The following is a 2,998-nucleotide window of genomic DNA, read 5'->3' on the forward strand; positions in this document are numbered from 1 at the left end:
CTCTGAGGTCAGATGGATGCTGCGGATGATTCGGGCCGCCGAACCAGGCAATTCTGCCAATGGCCCGGCCGGAGATCACATACCGAGTCGGGCGTACCGAGCTCGCCAAGACTCGACGCACAAAGATGGAACGCCTGGAAGATAGTGCTTCAGCTGGACGTTCGGTTGGGTGCCAATTTTCCAGCGTCCGCCGACCACTCATGGAGCTCTGGGAAAGGCCAGGATGAACAACTTCCTAAAGGCAATGAGCTCTTCAGCACGACACGCTCGTGATGACAGCTTCACTGGTGCCTGTAATCCTCACCCACATGCTTGTTGACCCCGCATAGAAGGAAAACGCGCTTCCGCCGTCCCAGTACCCTCGTACCGTGCAGCCGCGAAACACACGGAACCCGTCGACGTCGTAGTAGTGGTAATAGCTCGCTGAAGTCTGCCCGCGGAACAGGTACTTTCCGGCGTAGTAGCTTGTGTTACTCCACCCGTTCCGCATGCATGGGTGGCTATCGCCGTAGTCGAACCCTCCCGAGTTCCAGCAGTTTGTGATCGCAACACCGTTCCCGATGGAGTTTCCTCCAGCGCTGCTCGGGATGCGGACCACTCCACCGCAGTACGGGGTCGTACACGTGCCGGCCGATGCCGGGTTGGCAGCCGTGATCATGATCGCGGCTAGAGCTGCCGTCAGCAGCGCTACTAGCGTCTTACGGCCTTTCCTGACTGCTGGGTGAGTTCGACGAGTTATCAACCTGCTACACCTCTCCTCTACGGCGGTGGCGTCTTGGCACGGCTGCTTCACGGGTTTCCTGATCCTGATCACTGCACCTGCTTCTCTCCTGAGGTGGTCCCCTCCTGAGGTGGTCGACGGGCAGCCTTGCGGACCGGCGTCGGCACCGCCAAGAGGCTCAGGACGATCTGGGACACTGGGACATCACACCCGCGCCGACCTGCGAGGAACGACCGCGCTGGGACGCACCTGACCACCAGGGGCGACCGGGTGCACCACCTCGCGGCCCTCACGGGCCCGTCGTGCCCGACCCGGCGGCATCCACCGCGTACTCGATGAGAGCAGGACGTTCAGTGACGACGAGTTCGGCACCCTCGGTCATAGGCTGCGCCGACCCGTCCAGATGCCGCACGGCACGGACGCCGGACTCCGCGGTCATCGTGGCCCGGCCCTGGTCCGTCCACCGGATCACCGCCGGGCGGGTGTCTTGGGAGTCCTCGGCGGGCAGGAGCAGTCGGCACTGCCAGACGTTCGAGGGCAGTCCGTCGGGCGTGCCGTGCCCGCACGAGGTGATGCGGGCGCCGCGCAGCCACCGTTGGAGCTGCTCGATGAAGAGCGCGGCCCGCGTCGGAGCACCACCCTCGGCCTGCAGCACGATGGGCAGGCTGGTGGCGCCCCAATTGTAGAAGTACATGCGGTCGTAACGTACGTAGAGACCGATGAGAAAGAAGCGAACGGCGTAGTCCTCGGCCTGTTCCTCCGTCAGCGGCGCCGCGACGGCGACCCGGTAGGCGGTGCCGGTGTTCCACATCGGCAGGGAGAAACCCGTCTCGCGGAAGGTGCGGCGGACGATGTCCGCGAGTTCCACCATCGTCTCGGGCGGGTCGCCGAAGTCACGCTGGTGCAGTTTCACCGAGGCGATGTCGCAGCTCTGGTAGCCGCCCGCCGCCGCGAACCCCCGCAGGAAGGCGCGGGAGGCCGGCTCCCACAACTCGCCCATACCGGGGCACACCACAGAAGCCCGCGGATCCGTTCCCCGGATGATCCGGCCGGCCCGTCGGGTCATGTCCGCGAGCCGGGCGGACGAGCCGGTGAAGAAGCGGGGCGAGGGGGCGAGGTTCCACAGTTCGTAGGCGTCGATGCGGCCCCGGTACCGGGTGACCACCGCCCGTACGAATGCCTCCCAGTCCCCGAGGTCGTCGGGCGGTGCCGCCCTGGACCCATCCGGGTACGGGGCCTTCGGGCCGTCCGGGCTCGCCCAGGACGGGGTTCCACCGAAGGTGAACAGGACCGGTAGACCGGCCCGGCGCGCCCCGCCGACCAGCCGGTCCAGCGACGCCCAGTCGAAGTCACCGTGCCGGGGCTCCAGTTGGGCCCAGCGCGTCTCGCTGTCCCACAGCCGTACGGCGCCGACGTGGAAGCTCGGCATCGCGCCGGTGGAGCTGTTGATGGTGACGCCGAAGAGTTCGGGAAGTACGGGTTTGGGCGGCTGGCTCCAGCTCGGCCCGGAGATCCGCTGCGGCGCGCCGCCGTTACGCTCGCTCGGCAGGGACACGGGAGGGCCGTAGCTGGTGGTCAGGGCCAGGGTGAATAACGCCGCGAGCAGCGCCGACCGCACGGGCAGCCGCAGGGGCCACCGCCACGGACCACGAACGGCACGGGACAACCCTGGCTCTTCGGCGGCCGGTTGGGGCGAGGGCCGCGGCATCGCGGCCCCGGCGTCCACCGTGCCGCTTGCGGTACCTCCACGGCCTGCGGCCTGCCCGGTGCCGTCGGGGTCCGTTCCGGGCCCGCCCCGAGGCTGCGCGCCCACGGCAGGCCGGGTCTCCGCCGGCCGGGCCTCCGCCCGCTGCCAGGCTTCGTAGAGCTCGTGCAGTTCCTGCCGGGTCGCGCCGCACTCCCTGCCGAACCGCTCGACCAGCCCGTAGCTGTCGGGGCGCACGAGGCCACGGCAGTACCGGTGCAGGGTGGACGTGCTCACGTTGCACCGGCGGGCGAGCACCGCGTAACTCATGCCGCTGCGTTCCTTCAGAGACTGCAGCAGCACGGCCAGTTCAGACACGCCTCTTGCCTCCTAGGCCGACGCACAGTTGGACACCAGAACAATCCCTTTGGTTGCACGATGTGACACCCCGTTTCACCGACATTGGCGAATAGGAGGGCAACTGGTAGACAGTGAGCCAGTCATGCTCGGCGATGTAGCGGTGCATCCCAGCCGCCAGATGCGTGTTGAGGTGGTCCCACGCCAGCACAATCGGGCCGCCGAGTTGGTGATAA

2 protein-coding genes and 1 pseudogene are annotated in these 2,998 nt (G+C 67.4%); all 3 read right to left on the reverse strand.

The genetic code is table 11. The annotated features are described in order from the left end of the window. Window positions 1–253 precede the first annotated feature (253 nt). Window positions 254–814 carry a hypothetical protein gene (locus tag ACIBEI_RS49515; RefSeq protein WP_398898118.1) on the reverse strand — a complete coding sequence of 187 codons (561 nt, stop codon included), beginning with the start codon at window positions 812–814 and terminating at the stop codon, window positions 254–256. Between the two features lie 196 nt (window positions 815–1,010). Then, window positions 1,011–2,783 carry a helix-turn-helix domain-containing protein gene (locus tag ACIBEI_RS49520; protein WP_398898119.1) on the reverse strand — a complete coding sequence of 591 codons (1,773 nt, stop codon included), beginning with the start codon at window positions 2,781–2,783 and terminating at the stop codon, window positions 1,011–1,013. Between the two features lie 85 nt (window positions 2,784–2,868). After that, a pseudogene (locus tag ACIBEI_RS49525) lies at window positions 2,869–2,998 on the reverse strand (DDE endonuclease); the annotation flags it as partial.

It is taken from the genome of Streptomyces sp. NPDC050988 (assembly GCF_044456225.1).
Lineage (GTDB): Bacteria > Actinomycetota > Actinomycetes > Streptomycetales > Streptomycetaceae > Streptomyces.